We start from the raw sequence: 16,616 nt of genomic DNA, 5'->3' as shown, positions 1-16,616 counted from the left end.
CGTAGCAGGCAGCTGATGCGTCACGCAGGGCTCGGACAGCGCACCGTCGCGCTGCCCGGGCCCTGATGCGCGTGCAGGTCGACCTGGCCGACCTGCGAAGATCAGGCCTCGTAGAAGCAAGAGCCCTCAGGAGTCCCCTCTCATGAAGACCATCGACGAACTTCTCTCCGCGGGCGTGGACGGCAAGCGGGTCTTCGTCCGTGCCGACCTCAACGTCCCGCTCGCCGACGGCGTCATCACCGACGACGGCCGCATCCGCGCCGTCCTGCCCACCGTCAAGGCCCTCGCCGGCGCGGGCGCCAAGGTGGTCGTCGCCTCGCACCTGGGCCGTCCCAAGGGCGTCCCGGACCCCGCCTTCTCGCTGCTGCCCGCCGCCGAGCGGCTCGGTGAACTCCTCGGCGCGCCGGTCGCGTTCGCCCAGGACACCGTCGGCCCCGCCGCCCACGACGCCGTGAACGGCCTCCAGCCCGGCCAGGTCGCGGTCATCGAGAACCTGCGCTTCAACGCCGGCGAGACCTCGAAGGACGACGCCGAGCGCGGCGCGTTCGCCGACCGGCTGGCCGCCCTGGCCGACGTCTACGTCAGTGACGGCTTCGGCGCGGTGCACCGGGGGCACGCCTCCGTGTACGACCTGCCGGCCCGCCTGCCGCACTACGCCGGCTACCTCATCGCCACCGAGGTCGGCGTCCTGAAGAAGCTCACCGAGGACGTCAAGCGCCCCTACGTGGTCGCGCTCGGCGGCGCCAAGGTCTCCGACAAGCTCGCCGTCATCGACCAGCTGCTCGGCAAGGCCGACCGGCTGCTCATCGGCGGCGGCATGGCCTACACCTTCCTCAAGGCCAAGGGCTACGAGGTCGGCATCTCCCTCCTCCAGGAGGACCAGATCCCGGCCGTCACCGAGTACATGGAGCGCGCCGAGAAGAACGGCGTGGAGCTGGTGCTCCCCGTCGACGTCCTGGTCTCCCGGGAGTTCCCGGACCTGAAGACCAAGGCGCCGGCCGACTACACCGTGGTCGACGCGGACAAGATCCCCGCCGACCAGGAGGGCCTGGACATCGGCCCGAAGACCCGAGAGCTGTACGCCTCGAAGCTCGCCGACGCCGAGACCGTCTTCTGGAACGGTCCGATGGGCGTCTTCGAGCACCCCGACTACGCGGGCGGCACCAAGGCGGTCGCCCAGGCCCTCGTGCAGTCGGACGGCTTCACCGTCGTCGGCGGTGGTGACTCCGCCGCGGCCGTGCGCACGCTCGGCTTCGACGAGAACGCATTCGGCCACATCTCGACCGGTGGCGGCGCCTCCCTCGAATACCTCGAGGGCAAGACGCTCCCCGGCCTCGCCGCACTGGAGGACTGACCTAGATGAGCACGCGCACGCCGCTGATGGCGGGCAACTGGAAGATGAACCTCAACCACCTCGAGGCCATCGCGCACGTCCAGAAGCTCGCCTTCGCCCTGGCCGACAAGGACTACGAGGCCGTCGAGGTCGCCGTCCTGCCGCCCTTCACCGACCTGCGCTCCGTGCAGACCCTGGTCGACGGCGACAAGCTCAAGATCAAGTACGGCGCCCAGGACATCTCGCAGCACGACTCCGGTGCCTACACCGGCGAGATCTCCGGCCCGATGCTGGCCAAGCTGAAGTGCACGTACGCGGTGATCGGCCACTCCGAGCGCCGCCAGTACCACAACGAGACCGACGAGCTGGTCAACGCCAAGGTCAAGGCCGCCTACAAGCACGGCCTGACCCCGATCCTGTGCGTCGGCGAGGAGCTGGACGTCCGTGAGGCGGGCAACCACGTCACCCACACCCTCACCCAGGTCGAGGGTGGTCTGAAGGACCTGCCGGCCGAGCAGGCCGAGACCGTCGTGATCGCCTACGAGCCCGTGTGGGCCATCGGCACCGGCAAGGTCTGCGGCGCCGAGGACGCCCAGGAGGTCTGCGCCGCCATCCGCGGCAAGATCGCCGAGCTGTACACCCAGGAGCTGGCCGACCAGGTCCGCATCCAGTACGGCGGCTCCGTGAAGTCCGGCAACGTCGCCGAGATCATGGCCCAGGCCGACATCGACGGCGCCCTGGTCGGCGGTGCCTCGCTGGACGCCGACGAGTTCGTCAAGATCGTGCGATTCCGCGATCAGTAGGACGAGCTGTGAGTAGGCGGTAGCGACGATCCGTCGTACTCTTGCGGGGGCATGGCCACAGGCCGTGCCCCCGCAGTCCATCCGAATCCGAGGAAGTTGGTCCAGCCGTGGTTTTGGGGTTCTCGATCGCCCTGATCGTCTTCAGCCTGCTGATGATGCTGCTGGTGCTGATGCACAAGGGGAAGGGCGGCGGCCTCTCCGACATGTTCGGCGGCGGCATGCAGTCGTCCGTCGGCGGCTCCTCGGTCGCCGAGCGCAACCTCGACCGCATCACCATCGTGATCGGTCTGCTCTGGTTCGCGTGCATCATCGTCCTCGGCCTTCTGATGAAGTCGAACGGCTGACACCGGGCAACCGGTTGACAGCGCACGAACCGCCGATCAGCGTCTCACAAGCACATACATTCCGTACGTAAGGCCCCATGTTCGGTACGCGCTTCTGAGCGCGGCCTATCATGGGGCTTGCGTCTGGATATGGGGGTTGTAACTCCAATCACTGGACGCGCGTTGGGCCTTACGTAGACTGAGGCGCTCGCAGCGGAGCGAAACGCCGACTCGCTTCGCGGCACCATCACGCAGGGAGTTACGACCGTGGCAAGTGGCAACGCGATCCGAGGAAGCCGGGTCGGGGCGGGGCCGATGGGCGAGGCCGAGCGCGGCGAGTCCGCGCCGCGTCTGCGCATCTCCTTCTGGTGCTCCAACGGGCATGAGACCCAGCCGAGCTTCGCCAGCGACGCACAGGTGCCCGAGACCTGGGACTGCCCGCGTTGCGGCTTCCCGGCCGGTCAGGACCGGGACAACCCGCCGGACCCGCCGCGCACCGAGCCGTACAAGACGCACCTCGCGTACGTACGGGAGCGGCGCAGCGACGCGGACGGCGAGGCGATCCTCGCCGAGGCGCTCGCCAAACTGCGCGGCGAGATCTAGGAGTTACGGTCCGGCCGGGCACCCGAGGGTGGCCGACCGGGGCCGTCCTGCTCCGCTCGCGTCCGGTCGATTGTCAGTGGCACCCTCTACGGTTTTCGTGAAGGCGAGAACTGCGAGGGGGAGTTGTGACGGGGGTCGAGACAGCGGTCGGGGCAGAGGAGACGGGCAGGGTGCCTGCGCCCGCCTGGCGTGGCGGATTCGGGCGGCTGTGGAGCGCCGCCGTGCTCTCCTCGTCCGGTGACGCGCTGCGTACGGCCGCGCTGCCCCTGCTCGCCGCCTCGCTGACCGACCGTCCTGTCCTCATCGCCTCGGTCACCGCCTGCGGCTATCTGCCCTGGATCGTTTTCGGGCTGCTCGGCGGGGCTGTCGCCGACCGCGTGGACCAGCGGCGCGCGATGTGGGCCGTGGACGCGGTACGGGGGCTGCTGGTCGCCGGTTTCGCGGTGGCCGTCGGGCTGGGACACGCCTCGATCGCCCTGCTCGTCGCGCTGGCCTTCGCGCTGACCACTCTGCAGACCCTCTTCGACAACGCGGCCACGGCTCTGCTGCCCTCCCTGGTGGACCAGCAGACCCTGGGGAGCGCGAACGCCCGCCTGATGACCGGCCAGCGCATCGCGGGCGGCCTGCTCGGGGCGCCCCTCGTGCCGCTGCTGCTCACCGCCGGGTTCGGCGCCCCCTTCGCGGCCGACGCCGTCACCTTCCTGCTGGCGGCCGCCCTGGTCGCCTCCCTGCGCAGCGGAGCGCCCGAGCGGGAGCCGAGAGCCGCGGGCAGCACCCTGCGGCGCGAGATCGCCGGCGGCCTGCGCGTCCTGTGGCGCGACGGCGCCCTGCGCGGCCTGTGCACCGCCACCGCCCTGTGCAACATCGGCATGGGCGCGCTCATCGCCACCCTGGTGGTCCTGGTCACCGGCTGGCTGGACGCCGGCACCACGGGATACGCGGCGGCGACCACCGCGTACACCGTCGGCAACCTCGCCGCAGGTGTGGCAGGCGGCCGCCTCGTCGCCCGCCTCGGGCGGATACGGGCGGTGCTGTGCGCCGGCGTGGTGCAGACGGGGGCGCTCGTCGTCATGGGCACGGTGCGCAGCCTGGTCGCCCTGGTGTCCGCCATGGCCGTCTTCGGGTTCATGGGCATGGTGTGGAACGTCAACACGACGACGCTGATGCAGCAGCGTGCACCCGCCGGCATGCTGGGCCGGGTCGCGTCCGCCTTCCGCACCCTCGCGGTCGCCGGGGCACCCCTGGGCGCGCTGCTGGGCGGGGCCGTCGCCACCGCGTGGGGCCGCAACGCCCCTGCCCTGCTCGCCGCCGGTTTCTTCGTCCTTTCGGTCACCGCGCTGATACCTGTGCGCAAGCCGGACGTACCCGTTGTTGCGCCGGACGACGACGCCACGACAGCTCACGTCACACGCTGATCAATTAGGTTGGGACCGGCAGCGGGGCAAGGGACGCAGCAGGACAGATGCAGGAAGAAGGCTGAAGCCGGAAATGAACGCAGACGGCCGTACCAGGCTCAACCAGACGCCCGAGTGGACCGCTCTGGCCAAGCACCGGGAGGAGCTGGCCGACACCCATCTGCGGGACCTGTTCGCCGCCGATCCGCAGCGCGGCACCGGGTACACCCTCCAGGTCGGTGACCTGTACATCGACTACTCGAAGCACCTGGTCACCGACGAGACGCTGCGGCTGCTGCGCGAGCTGGCCGACGCGACGGACGTCTTCGGCCTGCGGGACGCCATGTTCCGCGGCGAGAAGATCAACGTCACCGAGGACCGGGCGGTGCTGCACACCGCGCTGCGCGCCCCCCGGGACGCGGTGATCGAGGTCGACGGGGAGAACGTCGTCCCGGCCGTGCACACCGTGCTGGACAAGAAGGGCGCCTTCGCCGAGCGGGTCCGCTCCGGCGCCTGGACAGGCCACACCGGCAAGCGCATCAAGAACGTGATCAACGTCGGCATCGGCGGCTCCGACCTGGGCCCCGCGATGGCCTACGAGGTGCTGCGCAGCTTCACCGACCGCGACCTCACGGTCCGCTTCGTCTCCAACGTGGACGGCGCCGACCTGCACGAGGCCACCCGCGACCTGGACCCGGCCGAGACGCTGTTCATCATCGCCTCCAAGACCTTCACCACCATCGAGACGATCACCAACGCGACCTCCGCCCGGAAGTGGCTGCTGGACGCGCTCGGTGACGAGTCCGCGGTGGCGAAGCACTTCGTGGCCCTGTCGACCAACGCCGAGAAGGTCGCCGGGTTCGGTATCGACCCGGACAACATGTTCGAGTTCTGGGACTGGGTCGGCGGCCGGTACTCCTACGAGTCCGCGATCGGCCTGTCCCTGATGATCGCCATCGGCCCGGACCGCTTCCGGGAGATGCTGGACGGCTTCCGCCTGGTCGACGAGCACTTCCGCACCGCGCCCGCCGAGTCCAACGTCCCGCTGCTGCTGGGCCTGTTGGGCATCTGGTACGACAACTTCCACGACGCCCAGTCGCATGCGGTGCTGCCGTACAGCCACTACCTCTCCAAGTTCACCGCCTACCTCCAGCAGCTGGACATGGAGTCCAACGGCAAGTACGTGGCGCGGGACGGCCGGCAGGTCGAGTGGCAGACCGGACCGGTCGTGTGGGGCACGCCCGGCACCAACGGACAGCACGCCTACTACCAGTTGATCCACCAGGGCACCAAGCTCATCCCGGCGGACTTCATCGGCTTCGCCGAGCCGGTCGCCGAGCTGAGCGGTGAACTCAGGGCGCAGCACGATCTGTTGATGGCCAACTTCTTCGCCCAGACCCAGGCCCTCGCCTTCGGCAAGACCGCCGAGGAGGTCCGGGCGGAGGGCGTCCAGGAGGAGCTGGTCCCGCACAAGACCTTCCAGGGCAACCGGCCGACGACGACGATCCTCGCGCGTGAGCTGACCCCGTCCGTGCTCGGCCAGCTCGTCGCCCTCTACGAGCACAAGGTGTTCGTCCAGGGCGCCGTCTGGAACATCGACTCCTTCGACCAGTGGGGCGTGGAGCTGGGCAAGGTCCTCGCCAAGCGCGTGGAACCGGCCCTGACCGAGGGCGCCGAGGTCCCCGGCCTGGACGCGTCGACCAAGGCGCTCGTCGCCAAGTACCGGGAGCTGCGCGGCCGGCACTGACCCACGCGGTCGCGGTGGCCGTACAGCGGACGGCGGACGTACCGGAGCGGCTGGAGGCGAAGCCCGGTCAGGCCACCGCGCTCAGCGTGTCCGCCAGCCGTCGGCGGGCCGCCCGGGCCGCGGGCAGGGCGGCGAGGGTGGCGGCCCCCAGCACGGCGCTCGCGCCCAGCAGGAGCAGCAGACCGGGCGAGGGCGACCGGGCGATGCCGGCGCCGATGCCGTTGGAGCTGCCCTGGGCGTCGATCAGCCGGTGGGCCAGCGGCAGCCCCATCGCCGTACCGGCAACCGCCGCCGCCAGGGCCGTACAGCTCGTCGACGTGACGGTGATCATGGTGATCTGCCGGGGGGACATGCCGATCGCCCTGAGTGCCAGCACGTCCCGCTCGCCCTCCCGGACGCTCCCGCCGATCGTGGTGAGCAGCTCGACGAGCCCGATGAGGGCGAGCACGGCGATCAGCCCGGTGACCACCGCGCGCAGCGGGGACAGCCCGTCGGCCGGGTTCGGCACGGCGTGCACGTCCAGGTGCCCGTGGCCGGCCGTGGTGAGAGCGGCCGCGACCCGCTGGGGGTCGGCGCCCGGGCGGAGGCGGAGCTGGTAGAAGGCCGGGGACACCCGGGGGTCGTTCTCGCGGAGGGTGTCGAGGGAGGTCGTCACCACCCGGCCCGCGTTCTGCGGTTCGATGCTGCGGCCGACGATGTGCAGGATCTGCGGCTGCTCGCCCACCGTCATCCGCACCCAGTCGCCGACCCGCACATGCAGCAGGTCCAGCAGGCCCTGACCGGCCACCGCCTCGTCCGGGCCGCGTGCGGCCCGGCCCTCGGCGAGGGTGTAGGGGTAGGGCCGGGTGCGGGTGCCGAGGCCGCGCAGGGCGATCGTCCCGGTCTGGCCGGGGACGAGTGCGGCCACCTCGACGCCCGGATAGGCGTCGGCGACCCGGGAGTCCGCCGCCAGCAGGGCCCGTACGTCCGGATCGCTCATGCCGCCGTCCGAGCGGACCGTGAGCGCCGCGGGCAGGCCCACCTGTTCCGGGCTGCTGTGGAACCGGTCGATGGTGGTCCACGCGCTGAGCGCCACCACGATCAGCAGCAGCGGGAGCGCCAGCCGGGCCACCCCGGCCAGCGACCGGCCGCGGCCCGCGAACGCCTTGTGGCAGCCGAGTACCAGCGCGGCCGGCAGGCGCAGTCCCAGAGCCCCCCGGGCCAGGCCGGTCAGCCGCCCGCCCGCCGCGGCCGAGGGGCGCGGCACCGGAACCGGCGGCACCCGGCCGGCCCGCCAGGCGGCGAGTCCCGTCGTCAGGCCGATGAACAGCACCGCGCCCACGGACACGGCGACCAGCGTCACACTGTGCCCGGGCAGCCCCTGCCACACGTCCACCGCGTCGCCGATCCGCCCCGGGACCCGGCCGCCCAGAGCCTCGGTGAGCGCGGCCGCGGCCACCGCACCGAGCGCCGCGTAGGCGAGGTGCTGGAGCAGGAAGATGCGTACGACCTGGCCGGGGGTGAAGCCGATCGCCTTCAGTACCGAGATGTCCCGCAGATGGCCCCGGATACGGGTGCCGATCGCCCCGTGCACGGCGAAGCCCGCGGCGGCCAGGGCACCGAGGCCGAACAGGCCGAGCACCTGCCCGAGCAGCCGGTTCTCGCCCTGCGCCTCGGCCCGCGCCTGCTGCCAGGTGGAGACCTCGCCGACCGCGCCCGCGCCCAGCACGGTGACGGCACGCTGCACCGCGTAGTCCGTGTCGGCCGGATCGGCGAGGCGCAGCCCCGTCACCTGGCCGCCGGGGGCGCGCACGGCGGACGGCAGCGCCCAGACGAGCCCCGGCTGCTCACCGGGGCTGTAACGCGGCTCGGCGCTGTCGGCGATGCCCTCGACCGTGAGGCTGCGGGCCGTGCCGGGCAGTGTCAGGGTGTCCCCGGGCTCGGCCAGCAGGGCCCGGGCCAGGCTGCTCTCCAGGACCACACCGTCCGGCTCGGCCGGGTCCAGCCAGTGGCCCGCGGTGAGCAGCGGGCGGTCGACGGAGGGCAGCCGGGGCGTGCCGCGCAGCTCCACCGAGGCGCGGGTACCGTGGGCGGACACGGTGGCCGACTCGGTGCGGTAGGGGCCGGCCACGGAGTCGACGCCGTCCAGCCGGGCGAGCCGGCCGGCGTCGGCGGAGGCGGCCGTGTGGATCCACACGTGGGCCCCGTGGGCCTGCGTGAAGACCCGCTGCCAGGGGTTGGTGGCGTAGCCGAAGAGGGCGGCGGCCAGCAGCAGCGAGGCGACGATGCCCGCGGTGGCGAGCGTGATGAACAGCGCCTCGCCGCGGTGCGTGCGCAGATCGGAATGGGCCCAGCGCAGGGTGGCTCGCACGGCTCAGTCCCCGCCCCCGGCCGCGGGCGGTCGGTGCGCCATCAGTCCCTCAGCTCCAGCACACCCGAGGTCCCGGGCTTGCGGGACGGCGTGCCGTCCAGTGCGGCGTCGTCGGCTATGCGGCCGTCGAAGAAGCTGATCACCCGGTCGGCGGCGCTCGCCAGCCGGGCGTCATGGGTGACCAGCACGATGGTCTGGCCGCGCCCGTGGAAGCGGGACAGCAGCCGCATCACCTCGCGGGTGCCCTTGCTGTCGAGGCTGCCGGCGGGCTCGTCCGCCAGCAGCAGCGGCGGATGGTTGACCAGGGCCCGGGCGAGCGCGACCCGCTGCTGTTCGCCACCGGACAGCTCACCCGGCATGCTGCGCTCCTTGCCCGTGAGACCCAGTTCGGCCAGGAGCGCCTCGCGCTCGGCACGGGCCCGCTTGGGCGGGACGCCGGCGAGCAGGGCGGGCAGCTCGACGTTGTCGGCGACCGACAGGTTCGACACCAGGTTGAAGAACTGGAAGACGATCCCGATCGCCTTCCTGCGCTCCACCGCCCAGCGTGCCTCGCTGTAGGAGTCGGTGCGCTCGCCGTCCAGCCAGATGCTGCCCTCGTCCGGTCGCTGCAGCCCGCCGAGCAGGTGCAGCAGCGTCGACTTCCCGGCGCCGGACGGGCCGGTGATCGCCACGAACTCGCCCCGCGCGACGCTCAGGTCGACGCCGCGCACGGCATGCGCGGGCGCCCCCTCGCCGTAGTGGGTCTTCACCAGACCCTCGGCCCGCAGCACAGGAGGGTGGTCCTGCGCACGAGGGTGGTCCTGCACAGGAGGGTGGCCGTCACTCACTCCAACTCCTCCAGTTCCTCCTGGCACCGCTCCAGCCAGTCGAGGTCGGCCTGCAGGTGCAGCATCGCGCCCTCTATGAGCAGATGGGCGATTCGGTTGTCCCGGTTCTCGGCCGCGGCCAGTTTCGACAGGTTGCGCATGGTGTTGAGGTACTGGCGCCGCTGCTTGTTGATGAGGGCGATCTGCTCGGCGAGACCGGTCTGCGGGGCGAGCGCGAGCTTCATGAAGAACTCGTCCCGTACCCGCGGCTCGTCCTCGGTCTCCTCGAACCAGGCGTGCAGCGCCTCTCGCCCGGCGTCGGTGAGGTGGTAGACCTTCTTGTTGGGTCGGCTGGACTGCTCGACGTCCTCGCCCTCGATCAGTCCCGACTTCTCGAGGCGGCCGAGGGTCACGTAGATCTGGCCGACGTTCGGCTGAGGGTACGCGGAGCCCAGCAGGAGCTCAAGGTCCTGCTTCAGCTCGTAGCCGTGGGCCGGGCCGCGCGCGAGGAGTGCCAGGAGGGGCAGGCGCACTCGTGCTGTCCTCCTAGTCTGCGTAATGTGCTCCAGGCCCTAGTATCCCGCATACCTAACAGGTATACATGGCCCCTGACGCCGGGCGAAGGTGCCAGTGTGCAAGGAGGAACCTATGCGGTGGATACGCGCCGCGGGTAGGGGTCTCCTGGTACTCGCCGTGGTCATGACCGGTTACGTCGCCTCGGGCGCCCAGGCCGGCGACCGCGCCGCCGGCGGTCGCGGTCCGCTCACCCTGGCCACCGCCGGCGACCTCACCGGCTATCTCGGTCCGCTTCTTCAGGGCTGGAACCGCACCCACCCCGGCGAGCGGGTCACCCTCGTCGAGCTGCCGGACTCCGCCGACGAGACCCACGCGCAGATGACCACCGACCTGCGCGGCGGCGACCGGGGCCGGTTCGACGTCCTGAACATCGACGTCAACTGGACCTCGGAGTTCGCGGCGGCCGGCTGGATCCGCCCGCTGCCCCGCGATTGCTTCCCGCTGAAGAGCTTCCTGCCGCCGGTCGTGGACACGGCCACGTACGACGGGCGGCTGTACGCCGTCCCGTACGTCACCAACGCCGGACTGCTGCTGTACCGCAAGGACGTCCTCGCCAAGGAGGGCGTGCCACCGCCGCGCACCTGGGCCGAGCTGGAGCACGACGCGAAGACGATCGCGCCCAGGTACGGCCTCGACGGCTATGCGGGCCAGTTCCTGCCCTACGAGGGGCTCACCGTCAACGCGGCCGAGGCCGTGTACTCGGCGGGCGGCACGATCCTCGGGGACGAGGGCGCCCGCGTCACCGTCGACTCGGACGCCGCCCGTGAGGGCATCGGCTTCCTCGCCCGCGGCCTCAGTGAGGGCTGGATCCCGCACAAGGCGCTGACGTACAAGGAAGAAGAGTCCAAGCAGGCCTTCCAGGACGGCCACCTGCTCTTCCTGCGCAACTGGCCCTACGCCTACGCCGTGGCCTCGGCCAGGGGCTCCAAGGTCGCCGGCCGGATCGGCGCCGTACCGCTGCCCGGGCCCCACGGACCGGGGACGAGTGTCCTCGGCGGTTCCGACCTGGCCGTCAACACGCACGCCCGGCACCCCGATTCCGCCGCGCGGCTGATCGCGTACCTGACGAGCGAGAGCGTGCAGCGGCAGGTGCTCACCCGGGGCGCGCTGCCGCCCGTACGCGCCGGCCTGTACAAAGACCCCGCGCTGGTACGGCAATTCCCCTACCTGCCGACGCTGCGCTCCGCCGTCCTCACGGCCGCGCCGCGCCCCAAGAGCCCGCACTACGACCAGGTCAGCCTGGTGGTGCAGGCGGTCGTACACGACGCGCTCACCGGGCACGAGACGCCCGCGGCTGCGGTCCGGCGACTGGCTCGGGAGCTGGCGGCCGTCTCCAGCCGCTAGTTACTTGTTAAGTAACGCGGACATCTCATCTGTCGTGCGAGTGCCCGGATAAGTCCGTATTTGTTACCCCAACTCGGCAGTAGCCTATGTTCTTTTCATTGACACCTTCGCGATACGCCTACCTAACATGCATGCATGTTGAGTAAGTACCACTGGTGGCGTGACGCGGTGATCTACCAGGTGTACGTCCGCAGCTTCCTGGACAGCACCGGTGACGGCATCGGAGATCTCGCCGGGGTCCGCGCCGGACTGCCGTACCTGAAGAAGCTCGGCGTCGACGGGATCTGGCTGAGCCCGTTCTATCCCTCGCCGCAGCACGACCACGGCTACGACGTGGCCGACTACTGCGACGTCGATCCGGTCTTCGGCGACCTCGCCGAGTTCGACCTGCTGGTGACGGCCGCCCGGCGCCTCGGGATCAAGGTCCTCCTGGACATCGTCCCCAACCACTGCTCCAGCGCGCACCCGTGGTTCCGCGAGGCACTGGCCGCCGGGCCGGGCAGCGCGGCCCGCGCCCGCTTCCACTTCGCCGACGGCCGCGGCCCGGACGGCAGCGAGCCGCCCAACAACTGGCACGCCATGTTCGGCGGCCCGGCCTGGACCAGAGTCGGCGACGGCCAGTGGTACCTGCACATGTTCACGCCCGAACAGCCCGACTGGAACTGGCGCACCCCCGAGGTCGGCGCCGAGTTCGACCGCATCCTGCGCTTCTGGCTCGACCGCGGCGTGGACGGCTTCCGCATCGACGTCGCCGCCGGCCTCTACAAGCACCCCGAACTGCCCGACTCGGACGACCCGGAGGCCGACGCCCGCACCCGCGACTCGGTCAACCCGCTCGCCTGGAACCAGCCCGAGGTGCACGAGGTGTGGCGCCGCTGGCGCTCCATGTGCGAGGAGTACACCGACCGCGACGGCCGCGAACGCCTCCTCGTCGGCGAGGTCTCCGTCCCCACCGCCCGTGAACACGCCCGGTACGTCCGCCCGGACGAACTCCACCAGGCCTTCTTCTTCGACCTGCTCGGTGCCCCCTGGGGCGCCGACGCCTTCCGCAAGGTCATCTCCGAGGCCATGCAGGACATCGCGGGCACGGGCTCCACGGTCACCTGGGTCCTCAACAACCACGACCAGGTCCGCACCGTCACCCGCTACGGCGAACCCGCCACCGAAGGCAGCGGCCTCGGCGCCGCCCGCGCCCGCGCCGCCGCGCTGCTGATGCTGGCGCTGCCCGGAGCCGCGTACATCTACCAGGGCGAGGAGCTGGGCCTGCCCGAGGTCGTCGACCTGCCCGACGACGTGCTCACCGACCCGATCTTCCGCCGCACCGGAAGCCGCGCCCGCATACGCGACGGCTGCCGGGTGCCCCTGCCGTGGTCCGGACAGGCCTCCCCGTTCGGCTTCACCTCCGGGGCCGAGAGCGCCAAGCCGTGGCTGCCGCAGCCCGCGTACTTCGCCGAGCACGCCACCGACCGAGCCCTCGCCGACACCCGCTCCTTCTGGCACCTGTACCGCGACGGCCTCCAACTGCGCTCCTCGCTGCCCCAGTTGGGCGAGGGCACGCTCCGCTGGCTGGACACCCCGCCCGGCGTCCTCGCCTTCGTCCGCGGCGACGGCCTCGTCTGCGCCGTCAACTTCGGTACGTCCCCCACGCCCGCGCCGGTCTCCGGCACCCCCCTGTTGTCCAGCGGTCCGTGTCCGGCCGGGGTGCTGCCCGGTTCGACGGCGGCCTGGTGGCTGAGCGACACCAACCTCTGATTCTCCGTCAACTCTCATTCCCTGAAGGGACATCAACGATGATGCGACGACGTACGACCCTGCTCACGAGCTGCACCGCCCTCGCCCTGGCCCTCGGCGCGACCGCCTGCGGAGGCGGCCCCGTCACGGCCGGCGGCGGCGACAAGGCGCTCAGCGGCCAGACGGTCACCGTGGCCGGTGTCTGGTCCGGCAGCGAACAGAAGAACTTCCAGAAGGTGCTGGACGCGTTCACCGCGAAGACCGGTGCCAAGACGCAGTTCGTGTCCACCGGCGACAACGTCTCCACCGTCGTCGGCAGCAAGATCGAGGGCGGCAACGCACCCGACGTCGTGATGGTCCCGCAGGTCGGCGTGCTCCAGCAGTTCGCGAAGAAGGGCTGGCTCAAGCCGCTGTCCCCGACCGCCGAGCAGACGGTCGACGCCGACTTCGCCCCCGTGTGGAAGAAGTACGGCAGCGTCGGCGGCACTCTCTACGGCCTCTACTTCAAGGCCGCCCACAAGTCGACCGTCTGGTACAGCCCCGGCGCCCTCGCCCAGGCCGGGGTCAAGCCGCCGAAGACGTACGACGAGATGCTCAAGGCCGGGCACACCGTCTCCGACTCCGGGCTCGCCGCCTTCGCCGTCGCCGGACAGGACGGCTGGACGCTCACCGACTGGTTCGAGAACATCTACCTCTCCCAGGCCGGACCCGAGAAGTACGACGCCCTCGCCGCCCACAAGCTGAAGTGGACGGACGCTTCAGTCGTCCGGGCGCTCACCACGCTCGGCAAGCTCTTCAAGGACAAGCAGCTGATCGCGGGCGGCCAGAAGGAAGCCCTCAACACCGACTTCCCGAGCTCCGTGGAGAAGGTCTTCGGGCCCAAGCCCGAGGCCGGCATGGTCTACGAGGGGGACTTCGTCGCCGGCGTCGCCCACGACCAGTTCCAGAAGACCATCGGCAAGGACGCGAACTTCTTCCCGTTCCCCGCGGTCGGCGGCGGCACCGCACCGGTGGTCAGCGGCGGTGACGCGGCCGTGGTCCTGAAGGACGGCAAGAACGCCAAGGCCGGCATGAAGCTCCTGGAGTACCTGACCACCCCCGAGGCCGCGGCCGTGTGGGCGAAGGCGGGCGGCTTCCTGTCCCCGAACAAGAAGCTCGACCTCGCGGCCTACGGCGACGACGTCACCCGGGCCACCGCCAAGTCCCTGGTCGGCGCGGGCGACTCGGTCCGCTTCGACATGTCCGACCAGGCACCGGCGGCCTTCGGCGGCACCAAGGGCGCGGGCGAGTGGAAGCTGCTCCAGGACTTCCTGCGCGACCCCTCCGACCCGAAGGGCACCGCGGCCGAGCTGGAAGCCGCGGCGGCCAAGGCCTACCAGGACTGAGCGGAAAAATGACCGCCACCACGCTCGTATCCGAGAAGGCGAGCCCGCGGGCCGCCGGCGCGGCCCGTGGGCGCCGCAGCCGGCGGCGCGCCCGGACCGTCGCCCTGCTCTTCGTCTTCCCCGCCCTGCTCCTGCTCGGCGCGCTGGTCGTCTACCCGGTGCTGTTCTCCGTCGGCCGCAGCTTCTTCGACGCCTCCGGCACCCGCTTCGTCGGCGGCGACAACTACACCGAGATGTTCCGCGACCCAGCGACCCTGAAGGCCATCCGGAACACCACGATCTGGGTGGTCGTGGCCCCGGCCCTGCTCACCGGCCTCGGCCTGATCCTGGCCGTCCTGGTGGAGAAGGTCCGCTGGGCCACCGCCTTCAAGCTGCTGCTGTTCATGCCGATGGCGGTGTCCTTCCTCGCCGCCGGCATCATCTTCCGCCTCGCCTACGACGAGGACCCGGACAAGGGCGTCCTCGACGCCGCCGTGGTCTCCGTCCACGACGCCTTCGCGGGGACCTCGTCGTATCCGACGGCCCGGGCGCGCGACGGGCAGGGGCTCACCCCCGGCCGGGACGGCTCGTACCTGACCGGGGCGGACCTGTCCCCGGGCCACACGGTGACCCTCGGACTGGTGGGCGTGCTGCCCAAGGACCTGCCCAAGGGCGCCTCGCCCGCCTACCCGGCCGCGGCACGGAAGGCCGGCGCCGACGAAGTACGCGGTGTCGTCTACCTGGACTTCACACCCGGCGGGGGAGGGAAGCAGGGCAGGGTCGACCCGAAGGAGAGCGGCCTGCCCGGCATGAAGGTCCAGGCGCTGCGCGACGGGAAGCCGGTCGCGAGCACCACGACCGGGTCCGACGGCTCCTTCCGCTTCTCCGGGCTCGACCGGGGCTCGTACACGGTGAAGCTGCCCGCGTCGAACTTCGCGCCGCCCTACCAGGGCATCTCCTGGCTCGGCCCGACCCTGGTCACCCCGGCGATCATCGGCGCGTACCTGTGGATCTGGACGGGCTTCGCGATGGTGCTGATCGGCGCGGGACTCGCGGCCCTGCCCCGGGACGCGCTGGAGGCCGCGCGGATGGACGGCGCGAACGAGTGGCAGATCTTCCGCCGCATCACCGTCCCGCTGCTCGCCCCCGTCCTCACCGTGGTCTTCGTGACCCTCGTGATCAATGTGATGAAGGTCTTCGACCTCGTCTACATCATCGCGCCGGGACCGGTGCAGGAGGACGCCACCGTGCTGGCGACCCAGATGTGGCTGGTGTCCTTCGGCGGCGGCAACAACCAGGGCCTGGGCAGCGCGCTCGGTGTGCTGCTCCTGCTCCTGGTGATCCCGGCGATGGTCCTCAACGTCCGCCGCTTCCGAAGGAGCCAGCGATGAACTCGGCCATGAACGCGGTCAGGCGCGGCCTGGGCAACGGTCTGGTGCAGGCCTTCCTCGTGGTGATCGGCCTGGTCTGGCTGACTCCGCTGGCGGGGCTGTTCGTGTCCTCGCTGCGGTCCGCCCAGGACACGGCCAAGGGCGGCTGGTGGACCGCGCTGGCCAGTCCCGGCCAGCTGTCCTTCGACAACTACTCGGCGCTGCTGAAGAACTCCGGCATGACGCAGGCGTTCTGGAACACGGTGCTGATCTCGGTACCGGCGACCACCCTGGTCGTCGTCATCGCGGCGCTCGCCGGATACGCCTTCGCCTGGCTGGACTTCCCCGGCCGCGAGCCGCTCTTCCTGCTGGTGGTGGCGCTGTTGGTGGTGCCGGTGCAGATCGGTCTGCTGCCGGTGGCCAAACTCTTCGGACAGCTCGGCCTGTTCGGCACGATCCCCGGCGTCGTCCTCTTCCACGTCGCCTACGGCCTCCCCTTCGCGGTGTTCCTGCTGCGGAACTACTTCGCGGAGATGCCCAAGGAGATGCTGGAGGCGGCACGGATGGACGGCGGCAGTGAGTGGCGTATCTTCACGCGGCTGGTGCTGCCGGTGGGCCGGCCCGCGATCGCTTCGCTCGCCATCTTCCAGTTCCTGTGGGTCTGGAACGACATGCTGGTCGCCCTGCTCTTCGCCGACAGCTCGTCCCAGCCCCTGACGGTGGAACTCCAGTCCCAGATAAGGCAGTTCGGCAGCAACATCGACGTGCTGGCGCCCGGGGCGTTCCTGTCGCTCATCGTGCCGGTGGTGGTGTTCTTCGCGTTCCAGCGGCACTTTGTGCAGGGGGTGATGGCTGGATCGGTCAAGTGAACC

The 16,616-nt window shown here is 70.9% G+C and carries 14 protein-coding genes; 11 read left to right on the top strand and 3 right to left on the bottom strand.

The window, feature by feature from the left end:
• Positions 1 to 142 precede the first annotated feature (142 nt).
• The 6 genes from AQI88_RS04540 to pgi all read left to right on the top strand — a co-directional run bounded on the left by AQI88_RS04540 (position 143) and on the right by pgi (position 6,203).
• The gene (locus AQI88_RS04540) at positions 143 to 1,354 is read left to right on the top strand and encodes a phosphoglycerate kinase (protein ID WP_066992245.1); all 1,212 of its coding nucleotides are present in this window, start codon (positions 143 to 145) and stop codon (positions 1,352 to 1,354) included.
• A 5-nt stretch (positions 1,355 to 1,359) separates the two neighbouring features.
• Positions 1,360 to 2,136, top strand: a complete 777-nt coding sequence (gene tpiA, locus AQI88_RS04535) for a triose-phosphate isomerase (RefSeq protein ID WP_066992241.1) — start codon at positions 1,360 to 1,362, stop codon at positions 2,134 to 2,136.
• A gap of 107 nt (positions 2,137 to 2,243) precedes the next feature.
• Positions 2,244 to 2,480, top strand: a complete 237-nt coding sequence (gene secG / locus AQI88_RS04530) for a preprotein translocase subunit SecG (protein ID WP_107118458.1) — start codon at positions 2,244 to 2,246, stop codon at positions 2,478 to 2,480.
• 246 nt (positions 2,481 to 2,726) lie between these two features.
• Positions 2,727 to 3,062: an RNA polymerase-binding protein RbpA gene (locus AQI88_RS04525; protein WP_003976875.1), complete on the top strand. Its 336-nt coding sequence runs from the start codon at positions 2,727 to 2,729 to the stop codon at positions 3,060 to 3,062.
• A 170-nt stretch (positions 3,063 to 3,232) separates the two neighbouring features.
• On the top strand, positions 3,233 to 4,477 hold the full coding sequence (locus AQI88_RS04520; RefSeq protein ID WP_066992234.1) for an MFS transporter: 1,245 nt from the start codon (positions 3,233 to 3,235) through the stop codon (positions 4,475 to 4,477).
• Between the two features lie 73 nt (positions 4,478 to 4,550).
• Positions 4,551 to 6,203, top strand: a complete 1,653-nt coding sequence (gene pgi / locus AQI88_RS04515; RefSeq protein ID WP_066992231.1) for a glucose-6-phosphate isomerase — start codon at positions 4,551 to 4,553, stop codon at positions 6,201 to 6,203.
• A 67-nt stretch (positions 6,204 to 6,270) separates the two neighbouring features.
• On the opposite strand, the gene AQI88_RS04510 is transcribed toward pgi, so the two are convergent.
• Genes AQI88_RS04510 through AQI88_RS04500 form a run of 3 tightly spaced genes read right to left on the bottom strand, consistent with a single transcriptional unit; the run spans position 6,271 to position 9,892 of the window.
• Complete coding sequence (locus tag AQI88_RS04510; protein WP_066992228.1) at positions 6,271 to 8,553, bottom strand: FtsX-like permease family protein; 2,283 nt, start codon at positions 8,551 to 8,553, stop codon at positions 6,271 to 6,273.
• A 41-nt stretch (positions 8,554 to 8,594) separates the two neighbouring features.
• Positions 8,595 to 9,380 carry an ABC transporter ATP-binding protein gene (locus tag AQI88_RS04505; protein WP_244184036.1) on the bottom strand — a complete coding sequence of 262 codons (786 nt, stop codon included), beginning with the start codon at positions 9,378 to 9,380 and terminating at the stop codon, positions 8,595 to 8,597.
• Positions 9,377 to 9,892, bottom strand: coding sequence for a PadR family transcriptional regulator (locus AQI88_RS04500; RefSeq protein ID WP_066992223.1), 516 nt, complete (start codon positions 9,890 to 9,892; stop codon positions 9,377 to 9,379). Before AQI88_RS04500 ends, AQI88_RS04505 begins: the two co-directional genes overlap by 4 nt.
• 115 nt (positions 9,893 to 10,007) lie before the next feature.
• On the opposite strand from AQI88_RS04500, the gene AQI88_RS04495 reads away from it, so the two are divergent.
• The 5 genes from AQI88_RS04495 (at position 10,008) to AQI88_RS04475 (ending at position 16,613) form a co-directional block, all read left to right on the top strand.
• Positions 10,008 to 11,279 carry an ABC transporter substrate-binding protein gene (locus AQI88_RS04495; protein ID WP_066992220.1) on the top strand — a complete coding sequence of 424 codons (1,272 nt, stop codon included), beginning with the start codon at positions 10,008 to 10,010 and terminating at the stop codon, positions 11,277 to 11,279.
• Between the two features lie 135 nt (positions 11,280 to 11,414).
• Complete coding sequence (locus AQI88_RS04490; protein ID WP_208615712.1) at positions 11,415 to 13,031, top strand: glycoside hydrolase family 13 protein; 1,617 nt, start codon at positions 11,415 to 11,417, stop codon at positions 13,029 to 13,031.
• A gap of 38 nt (positions 13,032 to 13,069) precedes the next feature.
• Entirely contained in the window at positions 13,070 to 14,395 is a 1,326-nt protein-coding gene (locus AQI88_RS04485) for an ABC transporter substrate-binding protein (RefSeq protein ID WP_066992213.1), read from the top strand.
• 8 nt (positions 14,396 to 14,403) lie between these two features.
• Positions 14,404 to 15,765, top strand: coding sequence for an ABC transporter permease (locus AQI88_RS04480; RefSeq protein WP_066992210.1), 1,362 nt, complete (start codon positions 14,404 to 14,406; stop codon positions 15,763 to 15,765).
• Positions 15,766 to 15,773: 8 nt separating this feature from the next.
• Positions 15,774 to 16,613 carry a carbohydrate ABC transporter permease gene (locus tag AQI88_RS04475; RefSeq protein WP_066993630.1) on the top strand — a complete coding sequence of 280 codons (840 nt, stop codon included), beginning with the start codon at positions 15,774 to 15,776 and terminating at the stop codon, positions 16,611 to 16,613.
• Positions 16,614 to 16,616: the final 3 nt, after the last annotated feature.

It is taken from the genome of Streptomyces cellostaticus (genome assembly GCF_001513965.1).
In the GTDB taxonomy this organism is placed as follows: Bacteria; Actinomycetota; Actinomycetes; order Streptomycetales; family Streptomycetaceae; genus Streptomyces; species Streptomyces cellostaticus.
Note: the sequence above shows the minus strand (reverse complement) of the source record. Positions and strands in the feature narration are given on the sequence as shown.